This window comes from Paraflavisolibacter caeni (assembly GCF_025628885.1).
Lineage (GTDB): Bacteria > Bacteroidota > Bacteroidia > Chitinophagales > Chitinophagaceae > Flavisolibacter > Flavisolibacter caeni.
Map to the genome: position 1 here is coordinate 24,105 of NZ_JAOTIF010000009.1, position 16,303 is coordinate 40,407.

Below are 16,303 nucleotides of genomic sequence, written 5' to 3' on the forward strand. Positions count from 1 at the left end.
ATTAATGCAGCTCGCACTGCTTTTAGACAGTGTTAAGGTACACCATTCTTTTTATATGTGCAACCTTTCTTTTTTAGAAAGAAGCTCTTCAACTGTTTCCTGGTACATCTCATCGGGAACACAACAATCTACAGGGCAAACTGCTGCACATTGGGGCTCTTCATGAAAGCCCTGGCACTCAGTACACTTACTGGGTACTATATAATAAGTATCAACTGCAATAGGAGCATTGCGCTGAGCAGCATCCACTACAGTACCATCAACAAGGGTATAAGAACCCTTAACGGTTGTTCCGTCAGCAATTGCCCATTCTACGCCACCTTCATAAATAGCATTATTCGGACATTCGGGTTCACAGGCTCCGCAATTGATACATTCATCAGTTATCTTGATTGCCATAACTTTAGTTTAATTGAGTGGGAATTATTTTTGTGCGACAAATTTAATCTCTGAGGATGAATTGATCTCAAGAAAAATGTTTTACTGGTAATAGATGTACCTATTTTTTTATTATAAACCACAAATTTCCTATAATACCAGGGTTTATACTTTTATAAACGAACTTTACGCATGAATTTGAATAACAGAAAAGATTTATTAATTCGTCTGGGTGCCTACATGACAAATGAAGAGGAAGCCTTACAACAAGTAAAACTGAATGCTTTCCTGGAAAATAATTGGTTTACAACCGAGTTCATCAACTTAGCATTGAACAATATCGCAACTAATTTCCTGCAGCCTCTTCAATTGGACAACCTGATTTCAAAATACCATCTGCCTGAAAATGTGGAGCATCCAAAACGCATAGGCATTGTTATGGCAGGCAATATTCCATTGGTAGGTTTTCATGATTTGCTTTGCGCCTTTCTTAGTGGGCACATTGCTGTTGTAAAGCCTTCCTCAAAAGACGAAGTTCTGGTTAAGCATTTTATCAATAAATTGATTGAATGGGACAGCCATGTTCAGGAATTGATCCTGGTACAGCATATGCTCAAGGGCTGTGACGCCTACATAGCTACTGGTAGCAATAATTCCAGCCGGTATTTTGAACACTATTTTAGAAATTACGCCAGTATCATTCGTAAAAACAGGACATCGGTTGCGATACTTACAGGCGAAGAAACCAATGAGGAACTCGAAAAGCTGGCAGATGATGTACATCAGTATTTTGGTCTTGGTTGTCGTAATATAACCAAGCTCTATGTACCTGAAGGGTATGATTTTATTCCCTTATTAGATGCATTTAAAAAGTATGATTACTTCATCAACCATAATAAATACAAGAACAATTACGACTACCATCTGGCGGCGCATATCCTGAATCACCGATTTTTTATGTCGAGTGGCAGCACCCTGCTCGTAGAAGACCAATCAATCTTCTCGCCTATTGCCCAACTGAATTATGAATTCTACAAGGATCCAATTGCAGTACGGTCAAAACTGAATGGTAATGCATCAATCCAATGCATCGTAGGAAAAAGCGATATTCATTTCGGAGAAGCCCAATGCCCCGGAATTACCGATTTTGCTGATGGTGTAGATACAATGAAATTCTTAATGGAATTGAACAAATAATCCAAATGATAAATGTCTCTATCCCTAACTCCTCATTCAAACTACGAAAACCTTAGTAAATAGTTTGTTAAACTGGAAAAGGGGTAAAGGTTTCAATGAAAACTGTATTTATTTTGTTTGGTCAAGGCACGCAATTTGACTGACTTATTTAACCACGAAAATTATTAGAAGATGAAATTGAATCACATTCTTTTGACTGTTGCCATTAGCGCTGCCACTGCGGTAGGTAGCGTATGGAGCTACAATAAGCTTTTTAGGGAGGACAACCTTGCGGTTGGCTCTTTTGAAAAAGGCGCTCCAGCTAATTATGCAGGATATTTTGACGGAACAGCTGTTCCAGCAGAGGCAACAGACTTAACCAAGGCTGCCAATACAGCAATTCCCGCAGTTGTACATATCAAAACTAAAATACCAGCCCGCAAGCAAACCAATAATGTTCCTAGTAGACGTGGTGTTTTTGATGATTGGTTTGATGATCTTTTTGGCTATGGTCCCAATGTAGTTCCGGAACAAAGAGCTTCAGGCAGCGGCGTTCTCATTGCAGAAGATGGCTATATTGTTACCAATAACCACGTTATTTCAGATGGCGATAAAGGCGTTGCGGCAGAAATAACAGTTACGCTCCACAATAAAAAAACTTATAAGGCCAGGCTAATTGGTCGTGATCCAAGTAGCGACCTTGCTGTATTAAAGATTGATGGCAATAAGTTTCCATTCCTGGTTTATGGAAACTCGAGCAACATTCAGTTAGCACAGTGGGTATTAGCCGTAGGTTATCCTTTGACATTGGAAACAACAGTTACAGCAGGTATCATTTCAGCAACTGGACGTACAATTAACATCAACCGGAGGCAAAGCGAAACTCCTGTTGAATCATTTATTCAAACCGACGCGGCAGTGAACCAGGGAAATAGTGGTGGCGCATTGGTGAATTCAAATGGTGAACTTATTGGCATAAATTCTGCCATTTTGGCACCAACTGGTACTTATGCGGGTTACTCATTCGCTGTTCCTGTAAATATTGTAAAGAAAATTGTTGATGACATTATCCGCTTCGGTGACGTTCAAAGGGGCTACCTGGGTATTCAATACTATTCTACAGAGGATATGTCTGAAGAGCAGATAAAAGCCCAGGGCATCCCGACAGATGCGGAAGGTGTATTAGTTAACGGCGTTTCTCCTGATGGTGGTGCAGCAGCAGCAGGTATCAAAAAAGGTGATGTGATTACCAAAGTAAATGGCGCCGCTGTTAGATCCGGTTTACAAATGAGCGCTCAAATTGCTTCTTTCCGCCCTGGAGATAAAGTCCCCGTGTCTTACCTGCGTGGAGGAAAAGAATATACAGTACAAATAACTTTAAAGAAAAAAGCTGGCACTTTTGAAGACCTGGCAGTGTCTAACATTGGAAACCGTCTGGGTGCCGAACTGGTGACTCTTGAAAAAGCCAAGGCACATGAGTACGGAATTGAAGGTGGTGTGCAGGTAAGAAAGATCACTCCTGGCGGAGCACTGAGCAGGACAAAAATGAATGAAACATTTGTAATTGTTAGTGTGAATGGTGAGGATGTTGAAAATGTCGAGGATCTCAGCCGCATCTTAAGTAATAGCCAGGGTTCGATCAGGCTCGAAGGTATTTACCCGGGTTACGATGGCTTATATACTTATCCATTAAATCTGGAACAATAATTAATTAATCATTGAAGCAGCACATTTGCCAATGTATGCTGCAAAACATAAAAAGGGGTAGAATTTAAGTTCTACCCCTTTTTATGTTTACACAAATTCAAACATTACGTTCCAAGTCTAAACACCTTTATAACTTCCTCCCGGCCCATCTGGAAAATACCCTTTTGCCGGAGCCGTTCCTACATCTTTATCGGCCCCAGTTTTACGCCTGCTGGCAGGCTCATTACTTACACTTTGATCCCTATCAGGACTCCTTTCCTCTTCATTATTTTTTATGGACCGGCCATCATGCCTATCCTTAGCCTTTGTTTTCATATCACACATTTATAGGTTAAAAATTATTATGGTGAAAAAGGTTTTACTGATGGTAATAGGTTAATGTGAATTTTATCTCTAGCCAGTCTTGATCGATAAAAATCTTTACTGAATATCATTAATTCAGGTACAAACATTATTCCTTAAATTAAATTGTATAAAACAATTTGCAGAAAAATAATATGTCCTGTTCAAAGAAAATAATCAATTGATCAAACAAAAAAGCCGCTCGGTTATGAGCGGCTTTTTAATGAATGTCTATTATAAAGATGATCTAAATCACTCCGCCTCAGGCGGAAGGAGGATATCTTATTCGAACTTCAGGTCTAAACCTAAACCTCTTAACTCGTGTACCAACACGTTAAAGGATTCAGGAATGCCGGCGCGAGGAACGTTCTCCCCTTTAACGATGGACTCGTATGTTTTGGCACGGCCGATAATATCATCAGACTTGATGGTCAACAACTCTTGCAAAATGTTAGAGGCGCCATAAGCTTCCAGAGCCCAAACCTCCATTTCACCAAAACGCTGTCCACCAAATTGAGCTTTACCACCTAAAGGCTGTTGTGTGATCAAGCTATAAGGCCCGATGCTTCTTGCGTGCATCTTATCATCTACCATGTGGTGCAGTTTAATAACATAGATCACACCCACAGTGGCCTTCTGGTGGAAACGTTCACCAGTTTCGCCGTCATATAGATAAGTATGCCCGAACATTGGAATACCAGAGTCTTCACAGTACTTAGCGATTTCATCAGTAGATGCACCATCAAAGATTGGTGTAGCGAACTTAACACCCAGCTTTTCACCAGTCCAGCCTAATACTGTTTCATAGATCTGCCCAAGGTTCATACGGCTAGGTACACCTAATGGGTTCAGAACGATATCTACCGGTGTTCCATCTTCAAGGAATGGCATGTCTTCAGCGCGAACGATCTTGGCAACGATACCTTTGTTACCGTGACGTCCCGCCATTTTATCACCTACTTTCAGCTTACGCTTAACAGCGATGTAAACTTTAGCCAGTTTCAACACACCTGCAGGCAACTCGTCACCAATTGAGATGTTGAACTTCTCTCTTTTATAACGGCCCAGTTCTTCGTTGTATTTGATGCTGTAGTTGTGCAACAAGATGTTGATCTGCTCATCAATCTTTTCATCACCAGTCCAGCCAAGAGGGTTTACGTTTTGATAATCGATCTGTGACAAATTCTTTTGAGTGAACTTGGCACCTTTACCGATCAGCACTTCACCAAAGTTGTTGCTTACACTTGCACTGGCTTTGTCTTTCAACAGCACCTGTAGTTTTTCGAGCAATACTTCCAGTAAATCTTGCTCATTCTTATCATGGATCTTCTCCAGTTTTTCTAAAGCAGACTTTTCACGCACTTTGGCATTCTTGTCTTTTTTAGCACGTTGGAAAAGTTTCTTGCTGATCACAACACCTTCTACACCGTTAGGAGCTTTCAGAGAAGCATCTTTTGCATCACCGGCTTTGTCACCGAAGATGGCACGAAGCAGCTTTTCTTCCGGCGTAGGATCAGACTCTCCTTTTGGAGTGATCTTACCAATCAGGATGTCACCTTCTTTGATCTGTGCACCAATGCGGATGATACCGTTTTCATCCAGGTCCTTGGTAGCATCTTCTGATACGTTCGGAATATCTGGAGTCAATTCTTCCTCACCCAGCTTTGTATCTCTTACTTCAAGCTCGTATTCGGAAATGTGCACAGAAGTGAACATGTCTTCCTTTACTACTCTTTCAGAGATTACGATGGCATCCTCAAAGTTGTAACCTTTCCAAGGCATGAACGCCACTTTCAGGTTCTTACCTAAAGCCAGTTCACCGTCTTTAGTTGCATAACCTTCAGTTAAGAAATCACCTTCTTTCACTACCTGTCCTTTCTTCACAGCAGGTTTCAGGTTGATAGATGTTTCCTGGTTGGTCTTGATGAACTTGGTAAGTCTATAGATCTTCAGGTCATCTTCAAATGATACAAGGCGCTGATCGTCGTTGCGGTTGTAGCGAACGTGGATCTCATTAGCATCTACAAACTCAACAACACCATTGCCTTCAGAATGGATTTGGATACGGGCATCGCGGGCAGCTTTGCCTTCCAAACCAGTACCTACTACAGGCACATCGGGACGTAATAATGGTACAGCCTGACGTTGCATGTTCGATCCCATCAAGGCACGGTTGGCGTCATCGTGCTCAAGGAACGGAATCAACGAAGCACTCAAACCTACAATCTGGTTTGGCGCTACGTCCATATATTCAACTTCGTTTTTATCAAGAATTGGGAAGTCACCAGTTTCGCGGCTCACAATTCTCTCTTCAACGAAAGCTCCTTTTTCATCAAGAGGAACGTTGGCCTGGGCGATCTTAGCATTATCTTCTTCTTCAGCACTCAGGAAGGTCAACTGCTTCATATCAACTTTACCGTCTTTTACTTTACGGTAAGGCGTTTCAATAAAGCCCATTTCATTGATCGTAGCATGTACGCAAAGCGTGGAGATCAAACCAATGTTTGGTCCTTCTGGTGTTTCAATAGTGCACAAACGGCCATAGTGACTATAGTGTACGTCACGTACCTCGAAGCCAGCGCGCTCACGGCTCAAACCACCGGGTCCGAGAGCCGAAATACGACGCTTGTGTGTGATCTCAGACAATGGATTGGTCTGATCCAGGAACTGGGACAACTGCGACGTTCCGAAGAACGAGTTGATTACAGAAGACAGCGTTCTTGCGTTGATCAGGTCGACAGGAGTAAATACCTCGTTGTCACGTACGTTCATCCTTTCACGGATTGTACGGGCCATACGGGCAAGACCTACACCAAATTGAGCATATAATTGCTCACCCACAGTCCGAACACGGCGGTTGCTCAAGTGGTCAATGTCATCGATCTCAGCCTTGCCGTTTGTCAAACGAACCAGGTACTTGATGATTTCGATAATATCTTCTTTGGTTAATGTCTTCTGTTCCAGTTTAGCATTCAGGTTCAGCTTGCGGTTGATCTTATAACGACCTACTTCGCCTAAATCATAACGCTTGTCTGAGAAGAATAATTTATCGATGATACCTCTCGCCGTTTCGTTATCCGGAGCATCAGCACCACGAAGCTGGCGGTAAATCACCTGAACAGCTTCCAGTTCTGAGTTAGAAGTATCTTTATTTAAAGTGTTGTAAATGATAGCATAATCACCGCCTACATCTTCCTTCTGAATGAACACACTCTTTACATCCATATCAGCAATCATTTCGATCGCTTCTTCATCCAATACAGAATCACGCTCTAATACAATTTCATTCCGCTCAATAGACACAACTTCACCAGTATCTTCATCTACGAAGTCCTCAACCCAGCTACGCAATACACGTGCAGCCAAACGGCGGCCAATATATTTCTCGAGGTCTTTTTTGTTACCTTTTACTTCATCAGCCATACCAAACAGCTCAAGGATATCCTTATCTGTTTCATAACCAATAGAACGCAGAAGGGTAGTTACCGGGAATTTCTTTTTTCTGTCAATGTAAGCATACATGACATTATTGATATCGGTAGCAAACTCCATCCAGGCCCCCTTGAATGGGATCACACGGGCAGAGTAGATCTTTGTACCATTGGGGTGAACGGACTGCCCGAAGAATACACCAGGTGAACGGTGCAATTGGGAAACTACAACACGCTCAGCTCCATTGATAACGAAAGTACCACGAGGCGTCATGTAAGGGATGTTACCCAGGAAAACATCCTGCACAATGGTCTGGAAGTCAATATGTTCTTCATCATTACAGCTCAAACGCAGCTTTGCTTTTAATGGCACGGCATACGTCAGGCCACGCTCCATACACTCTTCAATAGTATAACGGGGCGGGTCGATGAAGTAATCCAAAAACTCAAGAACAAAAATGTTACGGGTATCAGTAATAGGAAAGTTCTCTTTAAATACACGAAATAACCCTTCGATGTTCCGCTTGTCCGGAGTCGTTTCTAATTGAAAAAATTCTTTAAACGACTGAATCTGAACAGCAAGAAGATCAGGGGTTTCGGCAATGTTTCCAATTTTTCCGAAGTTGATCCTGTGATTCATTGTTGTTGAAGGCATATGTATAAAAACCGGTTTTAAAAATTTAGACGCACAAAAAACTTTCCCCCGCCTCTATTTTTCCTCAAAATAAAAGCCGGAGTAGTTTTTTTATAACATGTGATTGTACGTCAAGATTGTTTTTGGCCAAAACTAAAGGATTGCAAAAGTAAGACTTTTAGTGTTAAGTCAAGCAAAAATTTTCGCTACAAAGATTAAGCCATTAATAGTTTATATGTATTTTTAAGAAACCACTAAACTGCTTTTATGTGCTGGAAAAAGATTCTGTCGGATTATTTTACCTTTTCCCGCAAGGACCGGATGGGCATTTTGGCTCTGATTTCCCTGATCCTTTTGATGTTCTTGATCCCATTTTTCTACGGGCAGCCCAAATCCCCTTCCTTGCTAAAAGCTGATTCAACTTTATTGATAGAAACACGCCCCTCCCCTGGCAACAAAGTTTATGAAAGAATATCAGCCAGTGAGCATTCTGCTGTTAAAAGAGGCCCAATTGCACAAGCTCCTAAAGCTGATTACAATCCAAATGCAGTTCCCTTCCAATTTGATCCCAATGCCTTGGACGAACAGGGCTGGGCCAGGCTGGGTTTACCTACGCGCACGATACATACGATCATCAATTATCGGTCTAAAGGAGGCTGGTTTTACAAAAAGGAGGATATACAAAAGATCTGGGGACTACCGGAAGGATTTTATCAGCACGTTGAAGATTTTATTCTAATACCGCAAGCATTTACAACAGCAGCTTCTCAAAATACACAAAGCAGAAAAATAACATATACTTCCATTGACATCAATAAAGCTGACACTACAGCCTTTATAGCGCTGCCTGGCATCGGAAGCAAGCTGGCAAACCGGATAGTAAACTTCAGAGATAAACTGGGCGGGTTTTACTCAATCGATCAGATCGGGGAAACCTATGGGCTTCCGGATTCCACATTCCAGAAAATCAGGAAGTATGTACAATGTCCAGAATATTCCCTTCATCAATTAAACATAAATACAGCCTCCAAAGATGAACTAAAAGCCCACCCCTACATTCGCTGGAACCTGGCCAACGCCATAGTAGAATTCCGCAACCAACATGGAAATTTCACCACCCTTGACGATCTGAAAAACATTGCACTCATCGATGAACCCACCTTCAAAAAAATCATCCCATATCTTTCCCTGTAATTCTGGGTTGTGTGCCGGTGCTTCCCTTTAGGCTGGGGGAATAAAAAAACCCCCAATTTGGGGGCCTTTTTATTGAGAAGTTATTTGATTACTGAACTTCTACGTCAGCACCAGCTTCTTTCAGCTTAGCTACTAAATCATCAGCAGTTGCTTTGTCCACACCTTCTTTAACAGGTTTTGGAGCGCCGTCTACTAAATCTTTAGCTTCTTTCAAACCTAAACCAGTTAATTCTTTAACGATTTTAACTACGTTCAGTTTGTTAGCACCAGCAGCTTTCAATACTACATTGAAAGAAGTTTTTTCTTCTGCAGCAGCAGGAGCAGCAGCAGCAGGACCAGCAACAGCTACAGCAGCAGCTGCAGGCTCGATGCCATACTCATCTTTCAGGATTTGTGCTAATTCGTTAACTTCTTTTACTGTTAAGTTAACCAGTTGTTCAGCAAATGCTTTTAAATCAGCCATTGTTTTACTTTTAAAAACCGCCTTCATAGCCTTCCGACTCCGGCGGATGGTTTATAATGCGTCTTCACTTATACCCGAAGACATAGGATTCAATGTTTAATTAAGCGTTTCTCTCTTCCAGCGCTTTGATCAGGCCAGCCAGTTTGTTACCTGCATTCAAGCCAGAAATAACATTCTTCGCAGGAGATTGCAACAAGCCAATGATTTCGCCGATAAGATCGTTCTTGCTCTTCAATGTTGTCAGAGCTTCCAGTTGATTATCACCAGCAAACACATCACCATCAATGAAAGCAGCTTTCAATGTAGGTATATCACGTTTGCTACCTTTTCTAAAGTCAGAGATGATGATAGCCGGCTCTTTTGGATTCTCACTGAACAATAAAGCAGTTACGCCATTCAGAGATTCGTAAACACCAGAATATCTTTGATTATCCAGTGATTCCAGTGCCTTTTTGATCAAAGTATTCTTAGCCACTTTCATTTCAACTTGCTTGTTGAAACAAATACGACGCAGTTTACCTACTTGATCTACAGATAATGATTCAGTATTGGTAACATAGAAGTTGTTATATTGAGAAAACTTCTCTTTCAGCGCTTCTATTACTTCATTTTTTTGTTCTTTGGTCATGATAATAAGTTTGTGATGTATCTCAAAAGATCATCTTAGTGAACAAAAGCTTTTGTGTCTACAGAAATGCCTGGGCTCATTGTGCTGGCCATGCTAACGCCTTTCAGGTAAGTACCTTTTGCAGTAGATGGTTTAGCCTTAATAATAGCATTGATCAGCTCAGTGCTATTCTCAACCAGCCTTTCAGGAGTAAAAGAGATACGGCCGATAGAAGCGTGAATGATACCAGCTTTATCAACTTTGAAGGCAATTTTACCACCTTTAACCTCAGTTACTGCAGCAGCTACATCGTTAGTAACTGTACCAGTCTTAGGGTTAGGCATCAGGTTACGAGGACCTAAGATCTTACCAAGACGGCCGATTTTAGGCATTACAGCTGGAGTAGCGACGATTACATCAACATCAGTCCAGCCACCTTCGATCTTTTGAACAAATTCATCTAAACCAACAAAGTCAGCACCAGCGCCTTTTGCAGCAGCTTCCTGGTCAGGACCGCAAAGCACCAATACTCTTTTTGTTTTACCAGTACCATGAGGTAAAGTAACTGTACCGCGGATAGCCTGGTCAGCTTTTTTAGGATCTACGCCTAAACGGATATGTATATCAACAGACGCATCAAATTTGCAGGTGGTAATTTCTTTTACCAGCGCAGATGCATCTTTCAAAGAATACACTTTGGAGGCATCAACTTTAACGTTTGCTGCTTTTCTTTTTTTAGGAATGAAAGCCATTGTCAAATTCTTTTAATAGGTTCAAAACATTATTTTTCCCAGGGAGCTGTTCCTTCAACAGTTAATCCCATGCTGCGAGCTGTACCAGCAACCATGCTCATGGCGCTTTCCAGGGTAAAGGCGTTAAGATCAGGCATTTTATCCTTTGCGATCTCTTCAACTTGTGCCCAGGTTACCTTTCCAACTTTGGTGCGGTTAGGCTCTTTTGAACCACTTTGAATTTTAGCGGCGTCCTTAAGCTGAACGGCTGCAGGAGGAGTTTTGATGATAAAGTCGAATGACTTATCAGAATATACAGTCAGTAAAACAGGAAGTACCTTTCCCATTTTGTCTTGTGTCCTTGCATTGAATTGCTTACAGAATTCCATGATGTTTACACCTTTGGAACCCAATGCCGGACCAATTGGAGGTGCAGGGTTTGCTTGGCCACCCTTGCACTGAAGCTTTACATAGCCAGTGATTTCTTTTGCCATTTTTCTTCTGATTTATTGGTTCAAGCGATGTTTCATCTCTGCGACTACTCCATCTCCCAAATTCCTCATTTTCCCGCCAGGCGGCGGATAAAAACTAAAGAACTTCATTTGGGAGCGCAAAGGTAGGAAAAGATTTATATAATAAAGCCACACCGTCGAAGATTTTTGCTTAAACAGGCCTTGCAAGCAAACTTTAGAGATTTGGTAACTTTTGTCATCTGCCATCTGCCCCCTTTCCTCACCTCTCCTTTTTCCGTTTCTTCAAATCCAAATAATCGAGGTAATAAATCACCTTCACAGATAAATTGTTATTCTGAGGAGCACTGATTGTCCTGTTGAAGTTTTTAAAATACCTGTACTGAATATCTTCATCGGATGTGCTGGTTTCGTCCTTCCAAACAATATTTATAAAACTACCTGGTGCAAATTGCCATGTATATACGGCATTGATATAAAAGTTGTTATAATTCTGATGATTGATATCAGCAGGTGCAGCTGTTGGGATTAATAAACCTTTCCCATCCAATAAAAAGAAACGCTTGCACTCCACTTTACTCCAGTAATGACGCGCAATAAAACTGATGCCCGACTTGTTATTGAAGCTGTACTTCGCCTCCAGGCCAGTTTCTACTGTATTCCGGTCACGCAATGAAAACATTACATTGCTATTTTCTTCATCATAATACCCTACCTCGTTTTTACTGGGTCTGTAACTAATATTATTACTTAATGAAAACTTATCGTTGAATCGGTATCTGTGAAACATGCCTATTGCTTGACTCCTTCCATTGAAATAATTACTATGACTCATAGACCAGTCAAAGTTGGCATAATACTTTTTGGTAAAATTCGTTTCAAACCATGCATTATAGTTAACGAATTGCGGAGTTTGATAGATACGTCCGTTTCTTGACTCATAAAAATCATTCCCTTTAGTATTTAACCCAACATATAAACCAGCCCACCACAGGTTCTTGAATTGAACATTCGCATTTACATTGGTATAAAATGTCTGGAAATAGCTTTCCTTATAACGGCGGCTGTACGTGCAATTATAATTTACCTGTATTCTATTATACCACTTCTTTGGTTTGATCCATCTGTAACTGAGCCATACATAATGATCAAGGTAATTGTTGTTAAATAAGATACCCATGTCATTACTGTCAAACTGGTCATCTACTAAATCCTGTTGAATGGTAAATAGAAAATTACCGCCGGTCTTATTAAAGCTTAGGTAATGAGAGTAGCCATTTGTATTCTTTCCCGGAGTTTGAAATAACTGGCTCAAGGCAAACTTACCCGACCATTTATAGGTATTCTTTTTATTATTGATATCAAATAATCCAGCTGAAACATTGGCATCATAATCTTTCCCACTCCGCAAAACATTAGTATTAATAAATGAAACAGAAGAGTTGTTCTTAAGCGTCTGGTCTATAACAGCAATATTATAATTTGTGAGTGGATTGGTTTCAAGTTTCCTCATTGTTTTATTAGCATCTTCAACTTCTGCATATGCAGATTTTGTTACTGCATTGAAAAAACCAATACCCAGGCCCTTAGTTGTACGCCCAGAGATCTTCGTTGCATTAATCAATTTAGATTCTATAGGATTCTTAATAATAGTTTCATCAGGATGTTTCCAATCCTCTACATCATTATAGTGCAGCGGTGTTCCTCCAATTCTCCTTGAATAAAAAAGATTCCCCTTGCTGAATAACTCTGTTCCTTCTGTAAAGAATGGACGGTTCTCTGTAAACTTTACTTCAAATGGTGTTAGGTTCAACACCTGGTTATCACTTTTCACCTGCCCAAAGTCTGGTACCAATGTCATATCTAGTGTAAAGCTCTCATTGATCCCATACTTGATATCCATACCTCCGTTTACAGATGAACTCCAGTCTTTTTCATTATCAGGATAATTATTGACGTAAGCGGAAAAATAGGGTGATAATGAAAGTCGGAGAGGTGGTTCTATTTTCTCAATCCCTGTCCATAAGCCAGATTGATTGATAAATCCATTTACCTTCGGATCAACAGGGCTCCACATAAACTGCCGACCTACCTTTTTTCGGTTTCTGGTAATATTTAATCCCCAGGTCTGATTTTCTTTACTTACAAACCGGATCGCTGAATATGGAATGCGCATCTCAAATGTCCACCCTTCTGCCAGCACCTTGGCCTCACTGCTCCAAACCGCATTCCAAGAACCATCTTCTCCTGCTGTGCTGGAATACTTGGCATCAAACTGTTCACCCAATGGCGTAACATAAAAACCAAAACCATTGATTTTATCATTGTATGTATCGAAAATAATTCCTACATAATCATTAACGCCTATCACATCCCTGCCAACTAACTCCTTGGAGATACTATCACGGCTACGCTCATGACAATATCCGCCTACATAAATTGAGGTTTGATCATAAACGAGATAGATCTCTGTTCTTGTCGCGCTATCTTCAACTATCCCAAAATTTGGACGCCATTCGACAAATCTTGTTGCAGGTGTTGTTTCTTTCCATACAGCCTCATCTAAACTTCCATCCACTTTAATAGTTGCAGAGATCCTCTTAGCAGGCAATTGCTTGGGAGAAGGTTGTGCTGCTACTTGTACAGCCATTCCTACCAAAAGGAAATACAAAAGAAATAAGCGCATAGTTTATGGTCGTGCAGCCAAAGCTGCCTGCGAAATTAAACGCTCCAAATAACCCGAATGTTACCGCTTATCAATAATAATTTATTATTTGTATTATATTTAACGATCGCTAATATATAAAATAGCAATTTTTACTACTAAACTGTATCTCACGAGGCCTTTACACGCCAGTATTTCGCTCTACTTTTTAAATAAGATCAGGGCGTCTCCAACTTTTAGATCATGAGAAGTCCATAGAACAGTTACTGACGAATCCTTGAGCCATCCCTTAAATGTAAGATAGGTTTGATTGGGCTGAATAGAACTTGCATATTGCATGATATCTCCTGTTGCCCTATGATAGTAATAAGGGAGTTGGTAATGAAACTCAGGAGGGGATGCGAGGGATTCATACTCCCATTTATTAATCTTAACATCTATGACAAAATCCAGGGAATCAGCCGGCGACCAATAGGTAACAGGCTGATGATTGTTCGCCATCCCGATTTCCTTTATAAACAGATCATAACGCATACTGCTACGCTCATGTTCAACAGGCACGATCAATGCCGCATATACTAGGCGTGTTAGTACTACTCCAATGATAAAAAACCAGATAGAAAACCTCGATTGCCTGAAATAGTTATAAGAAAAAATTAGCAGTGCCACCGCCATTAACACTACCCAGAAAATTGAAACATTTAAAAAGAAGGGAAGTACAACAACACCGCCTAAAATTAATAGGAAGAGAAAACCGGTATACTTTAGAAATTTGCTTATTGTAGAGAAATAATGACTCTTATACTTCCAATACAAATACGCCAGAATGGTATAAAAGAACGGAAGAAACATGTAAACATATCGAAGCTTTGGCCTTCCGGTAAACCAATAAACACCAATGTTGAATATTATAAAAAGAATTGAGAACCGTACCAAAGGATTACTCCATATATGTAACCTGATTTTCTTCACCAGCAATAAAAGTAACAAAGACCATGGAAGTAAAAACTTCAGGATTAAGGCTGGGTATGTAAAAGCCTTACTCCATAATTTTTCAGATCGCTCTCCTACGGCTGACTTTTTAAACGACTCATTTAGAAGATTAATCAATAATCTTTGAGGTGGATTATAAAAGCTAAAAAAGTATAAGTATACACCGGTAACAATCAGGAATATACTTATACCAGCAAGATGCTGCCATCGAAACAAATACTTTATAGAACGATGATAAACACAAACAGCTAGAAGAGTAAACACTTGGAATACAAGAGAAGGAAAGCCTTTCGTTAAAAATCCAATGGCACAAAATAGATAGGAAGCTAGGAAAAAATATAGCCATCGCCTATAGTGGCCAAAATAAAAGAGAGAGATCGCTTGAAGATAAACAACTAAGGCATAAAATATATCGATCTCACCCCCATTTTGTAAGGCATAAAAATATATATCAGCACTGGTCAATGTAAACAGAGAAGATAGCGCAGCAATTGTCTTTGGTAAAAATTTTTTGGCAATGAAATAGTGAGTACCAGCGAATATTAATAGAAACAATAACGAAGGCAATCGCACTACCCATTCAGACTCTGATCCAGTAATGTAAAAGAAACCAGTAAGGATCCAATTAAAAATGGGAGGCTTGTTGAAATAATCCTCACCAAAAATACTGGGCATTATGTAATTACCCGAATGCAACATCTCAATGGACACAAGAGCTCTTCTTGGTTCTTCACCACTAAGCAAAGGATAATTAAGGTTGATGAGAACGGATAGTATATATAGTACAAGAAAGGAAATAAGAAAAATATATACGCCCTTTCTCTTAGCGCTCATTTCGTTGATCATTCGAATGGATAGGCAATAATTAAAATGAAAAAGGCTGATTCAAATGTACAATGAATCAGCCTTTTCTATAAACAGGTTATAATTAGCTTAGCTTTTCAACTTGCATATAGTTAAGTTCTACAGGAGTTGAACGACCAAAAATCTTAACTGTAACTTTCAACTTCTTCTTCTCATCATTTACTTCTTCGATCACACCATTAAAATCATTGAATGGCCCTTCAATAATTTTAATAGTTTCACCTACAATAAATGGCTCACTCATACTTATACCACCACTTTCTGCCATTTCATCCATCTTACCAAGCATTTTATTCACTTCTGCCTTGCGAAGAGCAATAGGATTCTCTTTTCCAAGGAAATGAATAACGTTACTTGTATTCTTAATGGTATCTCTTAAATCATCACTAAGCTTACCATCTACAATCTCAATCATCACGTAGCCAGGATAATAGTTCCTTTCACGCATTACTTTTTTACCACCCTGAACTTTGTATACTTTCTCAACTGGTAAAAAAACTTGCTTTACCACGTCAGACCATCCGCCGCGGCTTATCTCCTTGTCTAAATATTCCTTAACCTTGCGTTCTTTTCCGCTTACCACACGCAGCACATACCATTTGGTATCCTGCTGTTGAGTATCGGCATTTTGGGTAGTTTCTTCCATCG

General features: G+C 40.2%; 13 protein-coding genes. 3 read left to right on the top strand and 10 right to left on the bottom strand.

What is annotated here, in order from left to right; all coding sequences use genetic code 11:
* Nucleotides 1–51 precede the first annotated feature (51 nt).
* Nucleotides 52–399, bottom strand: coding sequence for a 4Fe-4S dicluster domain-containing protein (locus OCK74_RS12810; protein WP_279297448.1), 348 nt, complete (start codon nucleotides 397–399; stop codon nucleotides 52–54).
* Nucleotides 400–570: 171 nt separating this feature from the next.
* On the opposite strand from OCK74_RS12810, the gene OCK74_RS12815 reads away from it, so the two are divergent.
* Nucleotides 571–1,575 (top strand): acyl-CoA reductase, encoded by a 1,005-nt coding sequence (locus tag OCK74_RS12815; protein ID WP_279297449.1) that lies wholly within the window; start codon nucleotides 571–573, stop codon nucleotides 1,573–1,575.
* Nucleotides 1,576–1,746: 171 nt separating this feature from the next.
* Nucleotides 1,747–3,261, top strand: coding sequence for a trypsin-like peptidase domain-containing protein (locus OCK74_RS12820; protein WP_279297450.1), 1,515 nt, complete (start codon nucleotides 1,747–1,749; stop codon nucleotides 3,259–3,261).
* A gap of 117 nt (nucleotides 3,262–3,378) precedes the next feature.
* Here OCK74_RS12820 and OCK74_RS12825 read toward each other — a convergent pair whose 3' ends face one another.
* Nucleotides 3,379–3,576, bottom strand: a complete 198-nt coding sequence (locus OCK74_RS12825; protein ID WP_279297451.1) for a hypothetical protein — start codon at nucleotides 3,574–3,576, stop codon at nucleotides 3,379–3,381.
* Between the two features lie 309 nt (nucleotides 3,577–3,885).
* The gene (gene rpoB / locus OCK74_RS12830) at nucleotides 3,886–7,689 is read right to left on the bottom strand and encodes a DNA-directed RNA polymerase subunit beta (protein WP_279297452.1); all 3,804 of its coding nucleotides are present in this window, start codon (nucleotides 7,687–7,689) and stop codon (nucleotides 3,886–3,888) included.
* 246 nt (nucleotides 7,690–7,935) lie between these two features.
* On the opposite strand from rpoB, the gene OCK74_RS12835 reads away from it, so the two are divergent.
* The gene (locus OCK74_RS12835; RefSeq protein ID WP_279297453.1) at nucleotides 7,936–8,862 is read left to right on the top strand and encodes a ComEA family DNA-binding protein; all 927 of its coding nucleotides are present in this window, start codon (nucleotides 7,936–7,938) and stop codon (nucleotides 8,860–8,862) included.
* Nucleotides 8,863–8,950: 88 nt separating this feature from the next.
* Here OCK74_RS12835 and rplL read toward each other — a convergent pair whose 3' ends face one another.
* The 7 genes from rplL to nusG all read right to left on the bottom strand — a co-directional run bounded on the left by rplL (nucleotide 8,951) and on the right by nusG (nucleotide 16,301).
* On the bottom strand, nucleotides 8,951–9,325 hold the full coding sequence (rplL, locus tag OCK74_RS12840) for a 50S ribosomal protein L7/L12 (RefSeq protein WP_279297454.1): 375 nt from the start codon (nucleotides 9,323–9,325) through the stop codon (nucleotides 8,951–8,953).
* A 100-nt stretch (nucleotides 9,326–9,425) separates the two neighbouring features.
* The gene (gene rplJ / locus OCK74_RS12845; RefSeq protein WP_279297455.1) at nucleotides 9,426–9,953 is read right to left on the bottom strand and encodes a 50S ribosomal protein L10; all 528 of its coding nucleotides are present in this window, start codon (nucleotides 9,951–9,953) and stop codon (nucleotides 9,426–9,428) included.
* Nucleotides 9,954–9,988: 35 nt separating this feature from the next.
* Nucleotides 9,989–10,684, bottom strand: a complete 696-nt coding sequence (gene rplA / locus OCK74_RS12850; protein WP_279297456.1) for a 50S ribosomal protein L1 — start codon at nucleotides 10,682–10,684, stop codon at nucleotides 9,989–9,991.
* A gap of 29 nt (nucleotides 10,685–10,713) precedes the next feature.
* Entirely contained in the window at nucleotides 10,714–11,157 is a 444-nt protein-coding gene (gene rplK / locus OCK74_RS12855; protein ID WP_279297457.1) for a 50S ribosomal protein L11, read from the bottom strand.
* A gap of 238 nt (nucleotides 11,158–11,395) precedes the next feature.
* Nucleotides 11,396–13,819 (bottom strand): DUF5916 domain-containing protein, encoded by a 2,424-nt coding sequence (locus OCK74_RS12860; protein WP_279297458.1) that lies wholly within the window; start codon nucleotides 13,817–13,819, stop codon nucleotides 11,396–11,398.
* A gap of 180 nt (nucleotides 13,820–13,999) precedes the next feature.
* The gene (locus OCK74_RS12865; protein WP_279297459.1) at nucleotides 14,000–15,637 is read right to left on the bottom strand and encodes an ArnT family glycosyltransferase; all 1,638 of its coding nucleotides are present in this window, start codon (nucleotides 15,635–15,637) and stop codon (nucleotides 14,000–14,002) included.
* Nucleotides 15,638–15,719: 82 nt separating this feature from the next.
* Complete coding sequence (nusG, locus tag OCK74_RS12870) at nucleotides 15,720–16,301, bottom strand: transcription termination/antitermination protein NusG (RefSeq protein WP_279297460.1); 582 nt, start codon at nucleotides 16,299–16,301, stop codon at nucleotides 15,720–15,722.
* Between the last annotated feature and the right edge of the window lie 2 nt (nucleotides 16,302–16,303).